15 protein-coding genes are annotated in these 18,551 nt (G+C 59.3%); 10 read left to right on the top strand and 5 right to left on the bottom strand.

The window, feature by feature from the left end; genetic code table 11:
- Nucleotides 1–64 precede the first annotated feature (64 nt).
- Nucleotides 65–3,940 (bottom strand): caspase family protein, encoded by a 3,876-nt coding sequence (locus JJB09_RS03720; protein ID WP_201653306.1) that lies wholly within the window; start codon nt 3,938–3,940, stop codon nt 65–67.
- A gap of 337 nt (nt 3,941–4,277) precedes the next feature.
- Between JJB09_RS03720 and JJB09_RS03715 the strand changes: the two genes are divergently transcribed.
- The 5 genes from JJB09_RS03715 to iolB all read left to right on the top strand — a co-directional run bounded on the left by JJB09_RS03715 (nt 4,278) and on the right by iolB (nt 10,853).
- Nucleotides 4,278–5,150 (top strand): MurR/RpiR family transcriptional regulator, encoded by an 873-nt coding sequence (locus JJB09_RS03715; RefSeq protein WP_201653303.1) that lies wholly within the window; start codon nt 4,278–4,280, stop codon nt 5,148–5,150.
- Nucleotides 5,151–5,236: 86 nt separating this feature from the next.
- Nucleotides 5,237–7,168, top strand: coding sequence for a bifunctional 5-dehydro-2-deoxygluconokinase/5-dehydro-2-deoxyphosphogluconate aldolase (locus JJB09_RS03710; RefSeq protein ID WP_201653300.1), 1,932 nt, complete (start codon nt 5,237–5,239; stop codon nt 7,166–7,168).
- Nucleotides 7,169–7,264: 96 nt separating this feature from the next.
- Nucleotides 7,265–9,109 (top strand): 3D-(3,5/4)-trihydroxycyclohexane-1,2-dione acylhydrolase (decyclizing), encoded by a 1,845-nt coding sequence (gene iolD / locus JJB09_RS03705; RefSeq protein ID WP_201653297.1) that lies wholly within the window; start codon nt 7,265–7,267, stop codon nt 9,107–9,109.
- Between the two features lie 23 nt (nt 9,110–9,132).
- Nucleotides 9,133–10,032, top strand: coding sequence for a myo-inosose-2 dehydratase (gene iolE / locus JJB09_RS03700; RefSeq protein WP_201653294.1), 900 nt, complete (start codon nt 9,133–9,135; stop codon nt 10,030–10,032).
- Between the two features lie 23 nt (nt 10,033–10,055).
- Nucleotides 10,056–10,853, top strand: coding sequence for a 5-deoxy-glucuronate isomerase (gene iolB / locus JJB09_RS03695; RefSeq protein WP_201653291.1), 798 nt, complete (start codon nt 10,056–10,058; stop codon nt 10,851–10,853).
- A gap of 55 nt (nt 10,854–10,908) precedes the next feature.
- Here iolB and JJB09_RS03690 read toward each other — a convergent pair whose 3' ends face one another.
- The gene (locus tag JJB09_RS03690; protein WP_201653288.1) at nt 10,909–12,279 is read right to left on the bottom strand and encodes an MATE family efflux transporter; all 1,371 of its coding nucleotides are present in this window, start codon (nt 12,277–12,279) and stop codon (nt 10,909–10,911) included.
- 279 nt (nt 12,280–12,558) lie between these two features.
- Here JJB09_RS03690 and JJB09_RS03685 point away from each other — a divergent pair, with 279 nt between their 5' ends.
- From JJB09_RS03685 to JJB09_RS03675, 3 genes are all read left to right on the top strand, one after another.
- Entirely contained in the window at nt 12,559–12,927 is a 369-nt protein-coding gene (locus JJB09_RS03685) for a hypothetical protein (protein WP_201653285.1), read from the top strand.
- A gap of 107 nt (nt 12,928–13,034) precedes the next feature.
- On the top strand, nt 13,035–13,394 hold the full coding sequence (locus tag JJB09_RS03680) for a PilZ domain-containing protein (RefSeq protein ID WP_201653282.1): 360 nt from the start codon (nt 13,035–13,037) through the stop codon (nt 13,392–13,394).
- 63 nt (nt 13,395–13,457) lie between these two features.
- Entirely contained in the window at nt 13,458–14,579 is a 1,122-nt protein-coding gene (locus JJB09_RS03675; protein WP_201653279.1) for a pyridoxal phosphate-dependent aminotransferase, read from the top strand.
- A 103-nt stretch (nt 14,580–14,682) separates the two neighbouring features.
- Here the strand turns inward: JJB09_RS03675 and JJB09_RS03670 are convergent, their stop codons facing one another.
- The 3 genes from JJB09_RS03670 to JJB09_RS03660 form a co-directional block, all read right to left on the bottom strand.
- On the bottom strand, nt 14,683–14,946 hold the full coding sequence (locus JJB09_RS03670; protein WP_201653275.1) for a sel1 repeat family protein: 264 nt from the start codon (nt 14,944–14,946) through the stop codon (nt 14,683–14,685).
- A 397-nt stretch (nt 14,947–15,343) separates the two neighbouring features.
- Nucleotides 15,344–15,817 (bottom strand): group III truncated hemoglobin, encoded by a 474-nt coding sequence (locus JJB09_RS03665; protein ID WP_201653272.1) that lies wholly within the window; start codon nt 15,815–15,817, stop codon nt 15,344–15,346.
- 91 nt (nt 15,818–15,908) lie between these two features.
- The gene (locus tag JJB09_RS03660) at nt 15,909–16,610 is read right to left on the bottom strand and encodes a glutathione S-transferase N-terminal domain-containing protein (RefSeq protein WP_201653269.1); all 702 of its coding nucleotides are present in this window, start codon (nt 16,608–16,610) and stop codon (nt 15,909–15,911) included.
- 164 nt (nt 16,611–16,774) lie between these two features.
- Between JJB09_RS03660 and JJB09_RS03655 the strand changes: the two genes are divergently transcribed.
- Both JJB09_RS03655 and JJB09_RS03650 read left to right on the top strand, forming a co-directional pair.
- Nucleotides 16,775–16,954 carry a hypothetical protein gene (locus JJB09_RS03655; protein ID WP_201653266.1) on the top strand — a complete coding sequence of 60 codons (180 nt, stop codon included), beginning with the start codon at nt 16,775–16,777 and terminating at the stop codon, nt 16,952–16,954.
- A gap of 93 nt (nt 16,955–17,047) precedes the next feature.
- Nucleotides 17,048–18,550 (top strand): AMP nucleosidase, encoded by a 1,503-nt coding sequence (locus tag JJB09_RS03650; protein ID WP_201653263.1) that lies wholly within the window; start codon nt 17,048–17,050, stop codon nt 18,548–18,550.
- Nucleotide 18,551: the final 1 nt, after the last annotated feature.

Genomic DNA, 18,551 nt, shown 5'->3' with positions numbered 1-18,551 from the left:
CCGAACGAAACAACCCGCCGGAGGGATCCGGCGGGTTTTTGCATTCAGGGTTTCGCAAAGCGTTTCAGCTGCGCGAACCGGTCAGCTTGTCGATCGCGTTGGCTGTCGTGACGCCGAAAATACCGTCGACCGGGCCGGAATAGTAGCCGCGATCCTTCAGCAGCCGCTGGATTTCCCGACGGAACGCCGGCGAGTAATTGGTCGCTCCGGCCTTCATGTCGGTGATGAACGGAGCTTCGCCGCCTTCCATCGAAGCGATGGCGAGCCGGGCAGCTTGGCGCGCATCGGGACTCGTGCCGAGGCCCTTGTCGTACAGCAATGAAAGATTGCCCATCGCATAGGCGCTACCGCTGCTGGCAGCCTTTTCGTACCAGTACTTGGCTTCGGAATAGTCCTGTTTGACGCCCTTGCCGTTCTCGTAGAGCCAGGCGAGCGATGCCATCGAGTAAGCGTCGTTGCTCTGGGCGGCCTTCTCATACCACGTGCGCGCTTCCTCGTAGTTCACGGGAACGCCGAGGCCATTCTGCAAGGCATAGCCCATCGAGCCCAACGCATTGAGATCGCCCAGATCCGCGCCCTTGCGATAGTAATCCAGCGAACGGGCATAGTCTTTGTTGACGCCAGCGCCCTCACGATACATCCAGCCCAGCGAGGCGTAGGAATAGGCATCGTTGTTGGCTGCCGCCATCTCATACCAGCGCAGCGCCTCCCGGTAATTGACTGGTATGCCGAGGCCGTACTGGTTCATGTATCCAAGCGACGACATGCCCGTGACATCATTGAGATTGGCAGCGCGCGTGTAGAGATCGAGTGCCTTCGAATAGTCTTGCTCGACGCCTTTGCCCTCGCGATAGAGCCAGGCGAGTGCCGACAACGAATAGGGATCGTTACGGGCTACGCCCTTTTCATACCATTGGCGGGCAGCCGCGAAATCGACTTTGGTGCCCAGACCATTCTGCAAGGCGAAGCCAAGCGAGCCGATGGCGTTCAGATCGCCATTGGCGGCACCCTTTTGATAGAACTCCAGGGACTTGGCGTAGTCGCGTTCGACCCCACGGCCCTCGCGATAGAGCCAGCCGACCGAGGCCTGACCATTGGGATAGTCCTGCATCGCCGATTTGAGATACCAGTCGAAAGCGGCCTTGTAGTCCTGTGCGATGCCACCGTAACCTTCGCGGTAGATCCAGCCGAGCGAAGCCTGCGCATAGGAATTTCCAGCGTTTGCCGCCCGTTCCAGCATGCGCATGCCGCGCGCCATGTCCTGTGGCTCGCCGTTGCCGTAGATCGCCAGCCAGGCCATGTTGGTATAGGCATGCGCGTTTCCGAGATCGACGGCCTTCTGGTAGTTTTTCCGGGCCTGTTCGTAGTTGCGATCAATGTCATGGGCGCGGCCGATCATGTCATGAAGCATGGAGTCGCCGGGGTCCTGCTGGGACGCCTTCGTGCAGATGTCGATAGCCTTGCGGGTCGGAATATCGACGAAAAGCACCCCGGCCAAGCCGGGTTCGGAACCCGGCTCTCCGGCTATGCGATAGCATTCGCGCGCATCCCGAGAGACGCTCTTCACATTCGGACGGAACGTGATCGCATCACCGACCGTGGTGGTCGTGGAGCCATTGTCCATGACTGCCGTGCCACCATTATTCGTGGTGATCGTGGTACCGTTGTCACTGCTGCCGTCGCTCAGGACATTGGGATTGGCGTGGAGGTCCTGACCGGCAGCCAGGCTGTCGATCGCCGAGATCGTCTCAGGACCGAACTCGCCATCGACCGACCCCTTGAAATATCCGCGTGACTGCAGCAATTCCTGAAACTCGCGCCGGAACTTCGGCGAGAAGTTCTGCGGCTGTTCCTTGAGTTCGGTGGTCTTGCCGGGATCGCCACGCTCGACGGCAGCGACCGCCCAGCGCACGGCTTCCTGCGCATCGACGGCCGTACCCAGCCCCTGGTCATAGAGCCGCGAGAGATTGCCCATGGCATAGGCGCTACCGGCATTGGCAGCCTTTTCATACCAATAGCGCGCTTCCACGTAATCCTGCTTTACGCCGGCTCCAGCATCATAGAGGAAACCAAGCGAGGCCATGGAATAGGCATCACCCGCATTGGCACCTTTTTCATACCAACTGCGCGCCTCATCATAGTTCTGGGGGATGCCGAGACCGTTCTGGGCGGCATAGCCCATAGCCGCAATCGAGCTCAGATCACCGGCATCGGCGCCGCGACGATAATAACCTATCGATTTCCCGTAGTCCTGGGCGACACCGACGCCTTCGCGATAGTACCAACCGAGATTGCCGAGTGCGGTCGCATTGCCCTGATCGGCAGCTTTCTCATACCACTTGATCGCTTCAACATTGTCCTGGCGGGTCCCGCCATATCCATCGCGGTAAAGAAAGGCCAAGGAAGCCTGCGCCGAATGGTTGCCGGCGACAGCAGCCCTTTCGAAATCCCTGCGGCCCTCATCGACATCGGCCGGACCATCCAGGCCATAGACGGAAAGCCAGCCAAGATTGGTGAGTGCAAACATGTTGCCGAGATCGGATGCCTTCTGATAGTTCCGGCGCGCTTCGGTGTAGTTGCGGTCCGCTTCCTGCGCGCGCCCAAGCAGATTGACCAGCATGCCGTCGCTTGGGTTCTCGTTGACGGCCTGGGCACAAGCCGTCAGTGCGCGTTTGGAATCGATCTTCGGCAGATAGACGCCCGCAAAGCCTTCAAGCGACTGCGGCTCGCCTGCAAACAGATAGCAATCGCGCGAGGCCGGCGTATCCTTGAGCATCGTCGTCAGCGGGCTCTGCACAGGTGCGAGCACCGCAACCGCCTGCTCGGCATCGCGTTTATAACGGCTGTCCGGATAACGCTCGAGAAAGCGCTTGAGCGCCGCCGCATCCGTCGAGCCCTTGAGCGCTTCCCAGGCAATCTGGTCGGCGCCAACATCGGCCTTCTGCTCGGCTTCAGCCAGCAGCTTCAGCTTCTTTTCGGCGAGCATCTTGTAGACGGGGTCGCTGCCATGCTTGGCGATGAATGCCTCGAGCAGCTCCTTGTCCGCGAGGTCCCTGATGTTCTGCCAGTCGGCGGCGGCAGCGGAGATACCGTTCGGCGCGGCGTCCTGTTTCTTTTCTTCCTTTTTCTCCGTGTTGATGGTGACGTTCAGTTCCTTGATGGAAAGGAATATCTGCGCGCCCCCGAGCGAGCCATAGACGAAGGGCTCCTGCTTGCGCTGGGTGACCTTGACCACCTCGTCCCGGACCTGTCCGAGCGCGATACGGACATCCACGCCGGGCTGAGCAATATATTTGCCAAGCGCCTCGGCGAAGGGACTGTTCTGCCCCTGCCCGTCCAGCGCTACGGTTCCAGCACGCGACGCATAGGCGACAAGCGTATCGGCGCCCTCCGGCTCGACCTTGGCAAGGCCCTTGGCCACCGCCTTCGATCCGTACGAGCGGGTCATCGTATCAATAAAGGGATTGTTGCGGCAGGCATCGAGAATCACCAGCTTCAGCTTTGAAGCTCCGGTTAGAGACCGCTCGGCGCGGTCGAGCGGCAGCGCCTCATCCTCGACGTCCTTGTCGGTCTTCAGAGTCGCATCAATCGGGATCAGATAGTTCTGGCCATTCATTTCCAGGCCATGGCCGGAATAGTAGAGAACGGCGACCTCGGAGCCTTCCGCCTTATCCTCGAAATTGCGCAGCGTCTTGCGCATCGCGACAAGATCGAGGTTGAGCGCGACCTCCACATCGTCGAATCCAGCGGCAATCAGCGTAGACCGCATCAACTCGACGTCGTTGACCGGATTCTTCAGCGCCGTCGTGGAATTGTAATCCTGATTACCGATCAGAAGCGCCACTCGCTTCGCCGCCTCCGCCGTGGTTCCCGCAAATGCAAAAACTGCTGCGAAAACAACGACGAAGGGAAGACGGCCCTTCAGCTGTCGGGTAAACATGCCCATTCCTCCTGAAATTCTTCCGGAAGTATTACGGATGGGGACGCCAGTTTCAATGTCGCTCGGCAAGAATTTTTATTTGCCCGCCGAAGTTTACATCAGACGATGCTAACGCGACGCCCTTCCGCGTGTGACCGCGCAATTATCGGCCGCTCCCCCGCGATGGATTATCTGCCCCAAGGATCGCAAAACCAATCGCGGCTTCATTCCAAGCCGGCCGAATCTGGAAATTTTCTTCCGTCTTATTGTCAGCCGCCTGTCATTCGAGATCGATTTCCTCCATATGTTTCACTTGCACGGAATGGACATTCCATTTTCGCATGTGTGGAGATGCCCGATGAGCCAATCGCCCAGTACCAATTCGGCGCCTCGCGATTTCGAGAGCTTGCGCGTGGCGATGGTCGAGCGCAAGGCCGACATGCCCAAGCGGCTGGCGCAAGTTGCCGCCTATTCGCTTGCCAATCCCGATGAGATCGCTTTCGGGACCGCCGCCAGCATTGCCGCCGCAGCCGAAGTGCAGCCTTCGACGCTCGTCCGGCTTGCCCATCATCTCGGTTACGGCGGGTTCTCGGACCTCCAGCGTATCTTTCGCGAGCGCCTGCGGGAAAAGAACCTGACCTACGAGGAGCGCCTCAACATTCTCGAGCGCGATCGCCAGCATGTCGAAGAAGCCGAGTTGCTCAGCGGCTTTCTCAATGCTGCATCACAATCCATCGGGAGGCTGGCGGCTTCGATCAATCCAGCGCAATTCGCCCAGGCCACCGACATTCTCGCCCGCGCCGAAACAATCTATCTTATTGCCAAGCGCCGCGCCTACCCGCTGACCGCACACATGGCCTACGCGTTCGGCAAGCTGGACATCCGCTACATGATGGTCTCTTCGCCCAATGGCGTGGAAGCGGAAATGGCGCGCTTCGCGACAGAACGGGACGCGGCTTTCGCGGCCAGTTTCTCACCCTATTCTCCTGACAGCATCGCCCAAGCCGAAAGCTTTTCCAAGCGGGGCGTGCCGGTGGTGTCGATCACCGATTCAGCCTTCTCGCCGCTCGCCGTGTTTTCGGCATGCTGGTTTGAAGTGGCGGAATCGGACTTTTCCGGCTTCCGTTCGCTTTCAGCCTCGATGGCGCTTGCCATGGCTCTGCCGGTTGCAGTTGCCGAAAGGCGAAGGCAGCTTGAGCGTGATCGGAACAAAAACTCTGAAATGAAATAAACATTCCGTTTGACAATTCGGCGGAATTAATGTTTCAAATTTACCAACTCGCAGATCGATAGACGCGCTGCGGCCGGGAGGATTTCATGAGCCAGACGACATCCGTTTCCAACGCGGAAAAGGCGCTTGATGTGATCGCCATCGGGCGCTCTTCGGTCGATCTCTACGGCCAACAGTCCGGTTCGCGACTGGAGGACATCGCCTCCTTCGCCAAATCGGTCGGCGGTTGCCCGACCAACATCTCTGTCGGTACCGCACGGCTCGGGCTCAAGTCGGCACTGATTACCCGGGTCGGCGACGAGCAGATGGGCCGTTTCATCCGCGAGCAACTGGAACGCGAGGGCGTCAGCACCGACGGGATTGCGACCGACAACGAGCGGCTGACGGCCCTGGTGCTGCTTGCGGTGGAATCCGAAGGCGTTTCACCGATGATCTTCGTGCGCACCGACTGCGCCGACATGGCGCTCTCAGAAGATGATGTCGACGAATCGTTCGTCGCCTCATCGCGTGCGGTCCTCGTATCGGGCACGCATTTCTCCAAGCCGAACACCGAGGCAGCACAGCGCAAGGCGATCCGCATCGCCAAGGCCAATGGCGGCAAGGTGATCTTCGACATCGACTACCGGCCGAATCTCTGGGGCCTCGCCGGCCACGCCGAGGGTTTCGAGCGCTACGTGAAGTCCGACCGCGTCTCCACCCTGATGAAATCGGTGCTGCCCGATTGCGACCTGATCGTCGGCACCGAAGAAGAAATCATGATCGCCGCCGGCGTCGATGACGTACTGGGGTCGCTGAAGGCGATCCGCGCTGTCAGCAAGGCCACCATCGTGCTCAAACGCGGCGCGATGGGATGCATCGTCTATGACGGACCGATCAGCGACAATCTCGAGGACGGCATCGTCGGTCAGGGCTTTCCGATCGAGATCTACAACGTGCTGGGCGCAGGCGACGCCTTCATGTCCGGTCTGCTGCGCGGATGGTTGACCGGCCAGGATCACAAGACATCCGCCACTTGGGCGAATGCCTGCGGCGCCTTCGCCGTCTCCCGCCTGCTCTGTGCGCCCGAATATCCGACCTGGGAGGAACTGCAGTACTTCCTCAAGCATGGCAGCAAGCACAGAGCGCTGCGCAAGGACGAGACAATCAATCACATGCATTGGGCGACGACGCGGCGCGGCGAAATCCCGCTGCTGATGGCGCTGGCCATCGATCATCGATCGCAATTGACCGACATAGCCGACGCACAGAAGGTCAGCCATTCCAGGATCAACGCCTTCAAGCGACTTGCGGTCTCCGCCGCCGGGCGCGTCAGCCAGGGCCGCGAAGGCTACGGCATGCTGATCGACGAACGCTTCGGCCGCGAAGCCTTTTTCGATGCCGCCAAGAAGGACTTTTCCTGGATCGGCCGGCCGGTAGAACTGCCGGGGTCAAGGCCGCTGCGCTTCGAATTCAGCCAGGACATCGGCTCGCAGCTGGTCGAATGGCCTGTCGATCATTGCATCAAGTGCCTATGCTTCTATCATCCTGATGATCCGGAATCCCTGAAGAAGGAGCAACAACAAAAAATTCGCGCCCTTTTCGACGCCGCCCGCAAGGTTGGCCGCGAATTGCTGGTCGAGATTATTGCCGGCAAGCATGGCACGCTCGACGATACGACGATTTCCCGTTCGCTCAGTGAACTCTACGCGCTCGGCATCAAGCCCGACTGGTGGAAACTCGAACCGCAGCATTCGCCCAATGCCTGGAGAAATATCGAAAAGGTCATCGCCGACAACGACCCGTGGTGTCGTGGTATTGTGCTGCTCGGGCTGGAGGCACCGGCGGCCGAACTCGAAAAGGCGTTCGCCGCCACGACGGTGGCGCCGATGGTCAAGGGATTTGCGGTCGGCCGCACGATTTTCGCCCATGCCGCCCAGCAGTGGATGGCGGGCGCGATGACCGACGAGCAGGCCATTGCCGACATGGCAGCGCGCTTCGAGGCGCTGACCAAGGCATGGCTCAGGACCAGAGGACTGTAAATAAGGGAAGCCCCTCCCCAACCCTTCCCCTTGTGGGGAGGGGTTGGGGAGGGTTTTCCGAGATCGCAACGGACAAGAAGAAAGCGGGAGGAAACCATGACCAAGACGATCCGGCTGACGATGGCGCAGGCCGTCGTACATTTCATGAAGGCGCAGATGACCATCATCGACGGCGAGAAGCTGCCGATCTTCGGCGGCGTCTGGGCGATCTTCGGTCATGGCAACGTCGCCGGCATCGGCGAAGCGCTCTATCAGGTGCGCGAAGATCTGCCGACATACCGCGCCCACAACGAGCAGGGCATGGCGCATGCGGCCATCGCCTATACGAAGGCGCTTTTCCGCCAGCGGTTCATGGCCTGCACTACGTCGATCGGTCCCGGCGCGCTCAATATGGTCACGGCTGCGGGCGTTGCCCATGTCAACCGGCTGCCGGTGCTGTTCCTGCCGGGCGACGTGTTTGCCAACCGGACGCCTGATCCGGTGCTGCAGCAAGTCGAGAGCTTCGGCGACGGCACGCTTTCGGCCAATGACGCCTTCCGACCCGTCACCCGCTATTTCGACCGCATTACGCGGCCCGAGCAGATCATGCCCGCGCTCAAGCGTGCCATGCAGGTAATGACCGACCCGGTGGATTGCGGCCCCGTATGCCTGTCGCTCTGCCAAGATGTTCAGGCCGAAGCCTACGACTACCCGTCGGAATTCTTCGCCGAGAAGGTCTGGGCCTTCCGCCGCTCCCGCGCCGACGAAGACGAACTGACAGTCGCAGTTGCCGCCCTTCAGGCCGCACGGGAACCGGTGATCATCGCCGGCGGCGGCGTGCTCTATTCTCGCGCGAGCGCCGAGTTGCAGGCATTTGCCGACAAGCACAACATTCCCGTCGTCGTCACACAGGCCGGCAAATCGGCGATCAACGAAACCCACCCGCTTTCGATGGGTTCGGTGGGGGTGACAGGAACCTCGGCAGCAAATGCCCTGACCGAAGATGCTGACGTGATCGTCGCTGTCGGCACGCGCCTGCAGGATTTCACCACCGGCTCCTGGGCGCTGTTCAAGAATCCCGACGTCACTTTCGTCGGCATCAACACCGCGAGCTTCGATGCAGCCAAGCACAACGCGCTGCCTGTGGTCGGCGACGCGCGCGTGACACTTGAGGCGATTTCCGCTGCGCTTGGTGACTGGTCGGCCCCGCGCGGCCACAAGGAAAGAGCCGTCAATCTCAAGGCCGAATGGCTCAAAGCTGCCAACAACGCCATGACGGCCACCAATGCGCCCCTGCCCTCCGATGCGCAGGTGATCGGCGCGGTGGCCCGCAACAGGGCCGGTGAAAACTCCGTGCTGCTTTGTGCGGCCGGCGGCCTGCCGGGGGAACTGCACAAGCTGTGGCCCGCGACATCGCCCGGCAGCTACCACATGGAATACGGCTTCTCCTGCATGGGCTATGAAGTGGCTGGCGGTCTGGGCGTCAAGATGGCGCGGCCGGATGCCGATGTGATCGTGATGGTCGGCGACGGTTCCTACATGATGCTCAACTCGGAGCTGGCCACCTCGGTGATGCTCGGCAAGAAGATCACCGTCGTGCTGCTCGACAACCGCGGCTATGGCTGCATCAACCGCCTGCAAATGGGCACAGGCGGCGCCAACTTCAACAACCTGTTGAAGGACAGCTACCACGAGGTGATGCCCGACATCGATTTCCGCAAGCATGCCGAAAGCATGGGCGCGGTGGCGCTCAAGGTTTCCTCGATTGCGGAGCTGGAACAGGCTCTCAAGGACACGGCAGGCAGCAACCGCACGACTGTGATTGTGATCGACACGGACCCGCTGGTCACGACAAACGAAGGCGGCCATTGGTGGGATGTGGCGGTGCCGGAAGTCAGCCCGCGCGAAAGCGTCAACAAGGCCCATGCAGCCTATATGGAAGCGCGCAAGCTTCAGCGTTGAGAATTATTGAACGGAGAAAGAGAATGATCCGCTACGGGACCAATCCCATTGCCTGGACCAATGACGACGACCAGACGCTCGGCGCTCACCTGACGCTGGAAGACTGCCTGTCGGATTGCGAAAAGATCGGCTTCGACGGCATCGAGAAGGGCCACCTGATGCCCTCCGATCCTGAGGAACTCAAGCAGGTGCTCGCCGCCCACAAGCTGGTGTTCGTGTCGGGCTGGCATTCGCTCAACCTGCTGGTCAACGATATCGAGACCGAGAAGAAGGCGATCCAGCCGCATCTCGACTTGCTCAAGCACAATGGCTGCAAGGTCTGCATCGTCTGCGAGACCTCCAATGCCATTCACGGCGACGACACCAAGTCCTTGGCCGACAAGCCCAATCTACCCGAAGAGCAGTGGGCAAAATTCGGCGCGGGCGTCGACGCGATCGCCGAATATTGCGCCGCCCAGGGCATCGACCTCGTCTATCATCATCATATGGGCACGGTCGTGCAGACACCTGCCGAGATCGACAAGCTGATGGCCAATACCGGCCCGCATACCAAGCTTCTGCTCGATACCGGGCACGCCTGGTTCGGCGGCGGCGACCCGGCAGAGCTGGCGCGCAAATACATGCATCGCGTACGCCATATCCATGCCAAGAATGTGCGCACCGCAATCCGCAAGCAGGTCGAAGGCGAAGGACTGTCGTTCCTCGAGGGCGTGCGTCGCGGTGTGTTTACCGTTCCCGGCGACAGCGAGGGCGGCGTGGACTTCCTGCCGGTGCTGAAGATCGCCGCAATCCACGGCTACGAGGGCTGGCTGGTGATCGAGGCCGAACAGGATTCGAAGGTGCGCATTCCGTTCGAGTACCAGTCGCTCGGACTGAAATCGCTGAAGGCGTTTGCAAGGGAAGCGGGACTGGACAAGGGCTGAACTCTTGCCAAGGGAGAACCACCATGCCGAAACTTCTCGTAAAACCCAAAGGCGATCAAGGGCGTGTCACGCATGTAACGCCGGAGAGTGCCGGCTGGACTTATGTCGGCTTCGATGTTCACCGGTTGAAGTCCGGTGAAACCGTCTCGGGCCAGACCGGTGACAAGGAAGTCTGCCTCGTCTGGATTTCAGGCAAAGGCGAGACAACGGCGGGCGGCGAGGATTTCGGCGTACTCGGCGAGCGCATGACACCGTTCGACGGTGCTCCGCACGCGCTCTACGTCGCTGTCGGAAGCGACTGGTCGGTGACTGCCACGACCGATCTCGAGCTTGCCGTCTGTTCGGCACCGGGCGGCGGCGACTTCAAGACCAAAGCGATCGCACCGGGCACCCATCCACAGTTCATACGCGGCAAGGGCTCCAACGTCAGGCACGTCACCAACATCATGCCGGAAGACGACAATTCCGCCCATTCCCTGCTGGTGGTCGAGGTCATCACACCGAACGGCAATACCTCGTCCTATCCGTCGCACAAGCACGACCAGGACAACCTGCCGCATGAAAGCCTGCTGGAAGAGACCTATTATCACCGCCTCAATCCGCCGCAGGGTTTTGCCTTCCAGCGCGTCTATACCGACGACCGGTCGCTGGATGAGGCGATGGCAGTTGAGAACGGTGACGTGACATTGGTCCCAAAGGGCTATCACCCCTGCGCCACCATTGCCGGCTACGATCTCTATTATCTCAATGTCATGGCTGGGCCGAAGCGGGTGTGGAAATTCCACAATGCGCGGGAACATGAGTGGCTGCTGAAGGCGTGAGGCATTTCGCACCTACAAAAACAGTAAAGGGCGGCCAATCGCCGCCCTTTTGATTTCACACCGGCTGCAGCAATCCAAACCGCCAGCCGGTTTTCCTTGCGCTGACGATCAGTACGATCGTCACCAGCGCCAACATGCAGAGCTCTGCTGCAGGCGTCGCCATCCAGACGCCCATCTCGCCAAAGATGTGCGGCAGAACGAACACCAGCGGAATTGTGAAGAGATAGATGCGGGAAAGGCCGAAGATGCCCGCACGACCCGCATCGCCGATCGACTGGAAATAGCCTGACAGGATCACCGGCAGTCCGAAGATTGCGTATGCGGCAACCGTCCATGGCAGAATGCGCGTGGTTTCCGCTATAATCTTGGGGTCATCGACAAACGCCGCGCCAAGCCCGCCGCCGAACAGCAGGATTACAGCTTCGACTGCAGCGCAGTAGAGAAACGCAATCGTCAGTGCAATCCTCAGGCTCTTGTTGGTGCGCTCCCTTTCGCCTGCGCCGAAATTGTTGCCGCAGATCGTCTGGAAGGCGATGCTCACCCCCATCAGCGGCAGATAGGCGAAGGTCAGGATGCGGGTAATGATGCCATAGGCGGCAATCGTTGCAACGAAACTGTCGGTCTGCCAGAGGCGAAGATTGAAGATCACGGCGGCCGAGCTCAGCGATATGCCGAGCATGCCGAGGCTGGTCGGCGCGCCCAGCGCCAGGATGGAGCGCCATTCCGCGACCGGTCCGGGGCGCGACAGTCTCAGGGCACCCCGGGTGCGCCAGCGGTAGGCGAGAACAAAACTAAGGCAGAAGAACTGCGCCATGACAGTGCCGATTGCCGAACCGGCAACGCCCCAGCCGAAAACGCCCATCAGCAGCCAGTTGAACAAGATGTTCAGCAGCGTTGCGGAGATCGTAACGATTGTCATGAAACCAAGCCTGCCTTCGCAGCGCAACGCATCGATGTTGAGCGACAGGATAAAACCGATCGGCGCGAAAGCGACGGTCACTGCCATGAAAATATGTGCGTTATCAGCAACTTCCGGCGCTCCCGCCGATGCGATGCCGATCACCTTTTCGCCGAACAGCCAGTAGATGGACCAAAGCAGCAGCACCACCCCGCACGCGAGCAGATGAGCCCCGGTGAAGGTGGCGCTTGCCTGTTGGCGGCGGCCGGCTCCGAGCTCGCGGGCAAGAATGCTCGCCATGCCGTTGGAGACAAGCGTCTGCAATGCAAACAGCATCATCATCATCGGGAAGATCAATGTCACTGCGGACAGCGCGGCGGGGCCGACATAGACCCCGAGCAGCCATGCATCCACGACCACGTAGAGCCCGTTGATGACCATGATCAGGATGATGGGTGCAGCCGTTCTGGCAAACAAGGTACCCAGACTGCCGCGCAGAAACATATTCGTCGAACCAGAAGACGTCATAGAAGCCTCTCAATACGCTGCGGGAAATTCGGTGGTGCTCGCATTGCCGCCATCCCGTTTGACGTGTTGGGGCTGTGATTTCCAGGAGGTCTTCACCATGAGCAGTTGCTCGCGAGCGGCGGGCGCCTCGACCCGAAAAACTTGCTATCCCCTGCACCTAGAGGTGTCAAGCCGCCGCGGCAGCACATTGCCAGCATGACGAGAAATCTCCGCTCGATTCAATGTTGGTAAACCTTGGGTCGGTAGAGTTGCCGCTGAATAACAGGTTGGCTAGATGTCATGAACTTAAAGAATTTCAAGGATTTCAACGAACGACTTTTCCTGCAGAACCCGAAACGGAGTTTCAAGCAGCATCAAGTCGACAGGCCCGGCATGATCATTCCGGTCGGCCACCACCTGACGATCAAGGTGCAGTACAACTGCCTGATCGAGAGTATTTCCTGTGGCGGCGCATTGCTCAATTTTAGCCCGTTCATCGAGCTGCCGAAAAACTTCTTTCTCGTCATCCTCGGATCCAGCGAAGAGATCGGTGCAACGGTGTTCAACCGCGATGGCGACCACATCATGGCGAAATTCAACATGTTCCTCGATGCGGGTTTCCTGCAATCGATCGTCGGTACGGCCTCAATCGAGATCGAGCCGCTCTGAGCACAGCCCAAGAAATTTCGCAGATGCTAAAATTCTAGCTTTCCAATTGAACATCATGCAACAACTCCGTGCCATTTTCGGACTTGAAGCCAGAACAGGAGCCGCAAATGATCATTTCGGAGAATGCCGTATCCTCGGTACATACACAATCTGGCCTCGACGCACGCAAGTACGAACGCTTCATCATCAACAAGCCGGGCAGCCTTATGGCGATTGGCGCCGGGTTGAGTGGCATGACATCGCGCAGTTGTCGGGTGATCGACATATCCAAGGGCGGCGCCTGCGTGCAGGTGACGACCACCATCGGCCTGCCCGATCACTACTACCTGAACTTTCTGGGCATACCAGACCGGATCGGCTGCGCTGAAGTCTACCGCAACGGCGAACGTATCGGCGTCAAGTTCATCAAGGCAATCGCCGACGACCTTCTGTCGGGCATCGTGCGCAACGACTTCTTCACGAAATAAGCCGCTTTTCGCAACCCGCATATTGCCCTATTCTCCGCCTGTCAGTGAATCAGGGTCTATTGCATGTCCAGTTTTCCGCGCTTTACCGCGCTCGCCCGAGAGCTTCCGGCGACCGTTCCATTCGTCGGCCCGGAAGCCATCGAACGAAACCGCCATCTCATCGTGAAAGCCCGTATCGGGGCCAACGAAAACGGCTTCGGACCAGCGCCGTCGGTCATCGATGCGATAACGCAGGCAGCAACCCAGACGTGGAAATATACCGACCCCGAGAACTTTGAACTGCGTGAAGCGATCGCATCGCATCATGGCGTGAGCATCGACCAGATCAATGTCGGCGAAGGCATCGACGGACTTCTGGGCCAGATCGTCCGCCTGATCATCGGACCGGGCATGCCGGTCGTCACCTCGCTCGGCGGTTATCCAACCTTCAATTATCACGTCACCGGTTATGGCGGGCGCCTGGTCACCGTGCCCTACAAGGACGATAGCGAAGATATCGACGGCCTGCTCGAAGCTGCGATCCGAGAAGATGCACCGCTCGTCTATTTCGCCAATCCCGACAATCCGATGGGAAGCGCCATTGCTGGATCGCGCGTCGTCGAGTTTGCGCGCGCGCTGCCGCAAACGACCATGCTGATCCTCGACGAGGCCTATGGGGAAACCGCTCCCGCCGGCATCATTCCTGCGGCGGATGCACTCATCGACCGGCCAAACGTTATCCGCACCCGCACATTCTCCAAAGCCTACGGGCTTGCCGGCTCGAGGATCGGCTACGTCATTGCGCACGCCGATACGGCCCGCGCTTTCGACAAGATCCGCAACCATTTCGGACTGAACCGGATCGGCGTTGCGGCCGCCATCGCAGCGCTGAAGGATCAGACCTATCTGAAGGACGTGATTGGAAAAATTGGAGCGGCAAGGGAGCGGATCGCCGATATCGCGCGTGCCAATGGCCTAAAGCCCCTGCCTTCAGCGACAAACTTTGTAACGATCGATTGCGGCCATGACGGCGCCTATGCCCGCGCGATCGTCGACGGTTTGATGGAGGAAGGGGTATTCATCCGCATGCCGGGCGTAGCGCCCCTCAACCGCTGCATTCGCATCAGCGTGGGGCCTGAGCCGAAACTCGACCTGTTGGAGCAGGCGCTGCCGAAGGTGCTGGAACGAACCAGCCAAAGCCGATAATCAATCGTGAGACTAAATTGGGATATCCGGCAACCAAGCCGGGTATCTAGTGATGCTGGACCGGCTCTCTACGGCCGTGTACTTGTCCAGCGCGATGCCATGCTCAATGCATGGTCATCCATTCGCGGGCGGCGCGCAGCGCCTGGGCCAACTGGGTCTTGGTCATCGACGGCGTGAGATCCGCTCGGAGTTCCGCAGCCCGGTCAGAGCCCTTGATCGCGGCGATGTTGAGCCACTTGTGCGCAGCGACCAGATCAATCTCGCAACCGCGGCCAATCGCATACATCAGGCCCATTTCGCAGAAGACGTCAGCCTGGGCTTTGCCGCCCATTGCCGTTGCCATGCCGTTCATTTCATAGCGTGCCATTTTGCTGTCCCTTCGAACGTATAGTTTCGTTTTACTTTTGCCCTGTCTTGCCTTGAGAGGCGCCGGAGGTAGATCTACCCATCTTTTATTCTGTGGATATCTTAGATCTATTCTCGGGTTCGGCGAGTTGTTCCCGCCCGTCTTATGGCTCTACTATGCCAACAGCATTTCAACATGGGCTTAAAATGCATGATTAATTTGAGGCAAACAAAGTTCAAACAGTTGGTAAACTTGGGTTTTTGTTAAGTATCGGACCCACCGGAACTCTCGCGAATTCCAGAAATTTTTACAGAAATTTCATCTTGAGAAATAAACCGACTGTTCACCACAAATTGGGTTGGCAAAATCGACGTCGGTAATTTTCGGGAGCAAAAGGCCAAAAAAGAGCCGCCAGGCTCTAAGCGTCGTCGGGCAGGAATACATCCGCATCGGGGCGATGAAGTCGCTCGTCCTTCGCCAACATGACGCCGAGTTCGACCGCAATAGCCATTTCAAGGCTTTCGGCAATCCGCAACGCGCGCTCGGCAAAGAGTCGGCCAGCGGAAGGCGGGCAGATTTCGGCAACCGTGCCGATAAACAGCCTCAGCCACATATCAAAATGCCTGGAGTCAACTGGCAGACCGAGATGCTTCTGCATCGGACTGCCCCCATAGGCCCCGCTGGCGAGCATGACAGACGACCAAAAGGCCATGAGACGCTGCATATGCTCTTCCCAGTCGGTTACCCGCTCATTGAAGATCGGGCCAAGCACCGGATGTTGCCGTACCTTGCCGCAGAAGGACCGCACGAGGCGTTCGATCATCGCGTCATCGATGCCGGTTTCGGCCATTCGCCTGGCTTTGGCCTCGGCGCGGCGCTCACGCGTTGTCATTTTCCATCTCCGGGTGCGGTGCGAGCATTGTTAGCAGAGGCATGGCGAAACGCCATGCCGCATTCTGCCACATGACAATCTGATCGCCGGCTCAACGTGCCCGCTGGCCGAACAGGATCTTCTGCGCTTCCTTGTCATCGGCAAGATTGGCCTGGCGGGCGCGCTCTTCCTTGCCGACTTCGATGCCCCGGAGAACGGCAGGCCGTTCGTGCATGCGCTCATGCCATGCCTTCAGATTGGGAAAATCTCCGAGATCCTGCCCCTGATTCTTGTATGGAATGACCCAGCCGATGCACGCCATGTCGGCAATCGAATATTCGCCGGCAAGGTACGCTCGATCGGCGAGCCGCGTGTTCATCACCCCGTAAAGCCGATTGACCTCGTTGGTATAACGGTCGATGCCGTACTGTATCTGCTCCGGTGCATAACCGCGGAAGTGATGCGCCTGCCCTGCCATCGGACCAAGCCCGCCGACCTGCCAGAACAGCCATTGCTCGACTTCTACTCTCTGCCGCTCGCTGGCGGGATAGAAGCGTCCATACTTGCGGCCGAGATATTGTAGGATCGCACCCGATTCGAAAATCGAGATTGGCGCATCGCCTGGACCGTCCGGATCTATGATTGCCGGCATCCGGTTGTTGGGCGCAATTTTCAGGAAACCCGGCTCAAACTGCTCGCCGCGACCGATATTGACGTATTTCACCTCATAGGGAACGCCCAGTTCCTCCAGCATGATGGTGATCTTCCAGCCATTCGGCGTTGGCCAGTAGTACAGTTCGATCGGTGCTGCCATTCCATCACTCCATTGTCCCCAAGCGGATCACAACGCAGAGGTAGTGCGTCGATCCTTCCGCGGCAACCATTCTGAACGGAAAATGAATGCGGGGCTCAGGGGCAGTTCAGCAAGCATGCCGTAAAACCTGTTCAACAATGACACACGTTCGGGACATGGCTTCGATGACGATACTGATGCGGCGCTTTACAATTGTCTGCCTGACCTTCGCCGTCTTTGCGCTCGGCCTGACAATGGTCGTCAACAGCCAAGCCCGCAGGGTGCAACTCAGCCAGACAGGCCACTTCGGCCTCAATGCCCCCTGCCCGCAACCGCTTGGCCTGCATTGCTCGATCAGGAACTGAATCCGGCCAGTTGGAAAGCACAGTTCGGCAAATATTTTACGGTATCGTCATTCAGACAGTTTGATTGTCACGAATCGCTTCCTATAATGACTTATGGCAAAGCGAATCCTTTCTTCATCCGTATTTGATATCCATTCCCCCGAGCCTTTCGAAGCGGTGAGTTTCACCGACGCCGAAGCCGCCGTTGAAACGCTTGAAGCGCTCTACAATCGCAACACTGCGTTCCTCAAGGAAGCCTTCGAGAATATCGTCAAGGGCGGAGAGCCACTCGGCCGCTATCGGGCCTTTTATCCGGAGGTGCGGATCGCCACAGTCCGCTATGACAAGATCGACGCGCGGCTCCCCTACGGATTTCTCAGTGAGCCGGGCCTCTATTCCACGACGATCACGCGCCCGCGTCTGTTCAGGCATTACCTGAGACAGCAGCTCAGCCAGCTCATCAAGAACCACGGCCTGCCGATCACGGTTGCCGAATCATCGACGCCGATTCCACTGCATTTTGCCTTTGGCGAAGGTGCTCACGTCGAAGCATCGGCCGGTGCTACATTCGATGCGCCGCTGCGCGATCACTTCGACGCGCCTGACCTGACGACGACCGATGACGAAATTGCCAATGGCGAATACGAGCCACCGGCAGGCACCGCCCGTCCGCTCTCCCCGTTCACCGCACAGCGCATCGACTATTCTCTTGCACGGCTCAGCCACTATACCGCGACCAAGGCGGAGCATTTCCAGAATTTTGTGCTGTTTTCCAACTACCAGTTCTACATCGACGAATTCTGCAACTGGGCGCGCGAACAGATGCGCGCCGGCGGCAACGGCTATACCGAATTCGTCGAACCGGGCAACCTGATCACCAAGGCCGGGGACAGCGAGCCCACCGAGGGCCTGCCCACAACGCGCCTGCCGCAGATGCCTGCCTACCACATCAAGAAAAAGGGTCATGCCGGCATTACCGTCGTCAATATCGGCGTCGGGCCATCAAACGCAAAGACGATCACCGACCATATCGCCGTTCTCAGGCCGCATGCATGGCTTATGCTCGGCCATTGCGCAGGGCTGCGCAACAGCCAGACGCTTGGCGACTATGTGCTGGCGCACGCCTATATGCGCGAGGACCACGTCCTCGACGATGATCTGCCGATCTGGGTGCCGATCCCGGCACTTGCCGAAGTCCAACAGGCTCTGCAGGATTCGGTCGCCGAAGTTACAGGTTACGACGGTTACGATCTGAAGCGGATCATGCGCACCGGCACGGTGGCGACCATAGATAACCGGAACTGGGAACTGCGCGACCAGCGAGGACCGGTCAAGCGCCTGTCACAGGCGCGCGCCATCGCGCTCGACATGGAATCGGCCACCATCGCCGCCAACGGCTTCCGGTTCCGCGTTCCCTATGGCACGTTGCTTTGCGTCTCCGACAAACCGCTGCATGGCGAGCTCAAGCTGCCGGGCATGGCGACCGCGTTCTACAAGAACCAGGTCAACCAGCACCTGCGCATCGGGCTACGGGCGCTCGAGCTCCTCTCGGCCATGCCACCGGAGAAACTGCATTCGCGCAAGCTGAGAAGCTTCTTCGAAACGGCGTTCCAGTAAC

Origin of the sequence: Phytoamicus setariae (genome assembly GCF_016722925.1) — a bacterium.
Classification (GTDB): domain Bacteria; phylum Pseudomonadota; class Alphaproteobacteria; order Rhizobiales; family Rhizobiaceae; genus Rhizobium_E; species Rhizobium_E setariae.
The sequence above is the reverse complement of the archived record's forward strand: the minus strand, read 5'-3'. Positions and strand labels throughout refer to the sequence as shown.

Excerpts from the sequence above, each read along its gene's own strand:
- JJB09_RS03650 (WP_201653263.1), top strand. The coding sequence starts at position 17,048 with ATGGCAAAGCGAATCCTTTCTTCATCCGTATTTGATATCCATTCCCCC.
- iolB (WP_201653291.1), top strand. The coding sequence starts at position 10,056 with ATGCCGAAACTTCTCGTAAAACCCAAAGGCGATCAAGGGCGTGTCACG.
- JJB09_RS03715 (WP_201653303.1), top strand. The coding sequence starts at position 4,278 with ATGAGCCAATCGCCCAGTACCAATTCGGCGCCTCGCGATTTCGAGAGC.
- JJB09_RS03675 (WP_201653279.1), top strand. The coding sequence starts at position 13,458 with ATGTCCAGTTTTCCGCGCTTTACCGCGCTCGCCCGAGAGCTTCCGGCG.
- JJB09_RS03660 (WP_201653269.1), bottom strand. The coding sequence starts at position 16,610 with ATGGCAGCACCGATCGAACTGTACTACTGGCCAACGCCGAATGGCTGG.
- JJB09_RS03690 (WP_201653288.1), bottom strand. The coding sequence starts at position 12,279 with ATGACGTCTTCTGGTTCGACGAATATGTTTCTGCGCGGCAGTCTGGGT.
- iolE (WP_201653294.1), top strand. The coding sequence starts at position 9,133 with ATGATCCGCTACGGGACCAATCCCATTGCCTGGACCAATGACGACGAC.
- JJB09_RS03665 (WP_201653272.1), bottom strand. The coding sequence starts at position 15,817 with ATGACAACGCGTGAGCGCCGCGCCGAGGCCAAAGCCAGGCGAATGGCC.
- JJB09_RS03655 (WP_201653266.1), top strand. The coding sequence starts at position 16,775 with ATGACGATACTGATGCGGCGCTTTACAATTGTCTGCCTGACCTTCGCC.
- JJB09_RS03670 (WP_201653275.1), bottom strand. The coding sequence starts at position 14,946 with ATGGCACGCTATGAAATGAACGGCATGGCAACGGCAATGGGCGGCAAA.
- JJB09_RS03720 (WP_201653306.1), bottom strand. The coding sequence starts at position 3,940 with ATGTTTACCCGACAGCTGAAGGGCCGTCTTCCCTTCGTCGTTGTTTTC.
- iolD (WP_201653297.1), top strand. The coding sequence starts at position 7,265 with ATGACCAAGACGATCCGGCTGACGATGGCGCAGGCCGTCGTACATTTC.
- JJB09_RS03685 (WP_201653285.1), top strand. The coding sequence starts at position 12,559 with ATGAACTTAAAGAATTTCAAGGATTTCAACGAACGACTTTTCCTGCAG.
- JJB09_RS03710 (WP_201653300.1), top strand. The coding sequence starts at position 5,237 with ATGAGCCAGACGACATCCGTTTCCAACGCGGAAAAGGCGCTTGATGTG.
- JJB09_RS03680 (WP_201653282.1), top strand. The coding sequence starts at position 13,035 with ATGATCATTTCGGAGAATGCCGTATCCTCGGTACATACACAATCTGGC.